The 766-nt window shown below is 40.5% G+C and carries 1 protein-coding gene; it reads right to left on the bottom strand.

What is annotated here, in order from left to right; genetic code table 11:
- Positions 1 to 655 (bottom strand): aminotransferase class V-fold PLP-dependent enzyme (locus tag ACRCJ0_RS17150; protein ID WP_431391366.1); only part of this gene is annotated, 655 nt, incomplete at its 3' end.
- Positions 656 to 766: the final 111 nt, after the last annotated feature.

The following is a 766-nucleotide window of genomic DNA, read 5'->3' as shown; positions in this document are numbered from 1 at the left end:
CATTGATATCTTGACCCTTGCTGGCTACTAAACCACCTAAGACATCATTGTGACCACCAATATATTTCGTTGCTGAATGGATGACAACATCCGCCCCTTCTTCAAGTGGGCGTTGGATGAGTGGTGTGTAGAAAGTATTGTCTACAACAACTACAGCGCCAACTGCATGGGCACGTTTAGAAATTTCCGCAATATCAAATTCCACCATCATTGGATTAGTTGGTGTTTCGATGAAGACTAATTTCGGTCCTTTTTCAATTTCAGCGTACACTTCATCTTCTGTTAAACAGTAAGTGAAGTTGTAGAAGCCCTTTTCCTCCATGTGATGGAAGTAACGGTATGAGCCACCATATAAATCTTGTAGGGTAACGACTGTATCACCATGTGATAATAAGCCTTCAATAACTAATTGAATAGCTGCCATACCTGATGACGTAGCAAACCCTTGTTCACCATTCTCCAAAACGGCAATTGCTTCTTGCAAGACGTCACGAGTTGGGTTGGCCGTACGTGTATAGTCGTAACCAGTGGATTCACCTAGGCCTGGGTGTTTATAGGCTGTTGAGAAATATAGTGGGGTATTAATCGCACCATAAGCCTTATCACTACGGTTACCAATTTGTGCAAGCAAAGTTTCAATATGTCGTTCTGTCATCGTCATTACCGTCCTTCTATTAAAATTCAATTAAATTCCGTTATCGCTTTTACCAATCATAACATGGTTTAAATGATTAAAATTTATGGATATTAGAACGGTGTTGTTCGC

The sequence above is a fragment of the Aerococcus sp. L_32 genome (assembly GCF_050689315.1).
The sequence above is the reverse complement of the archived record's forward strand: the minus strand, read 5'-3'. Positions and strand labels throughout refer to the sequence as shown.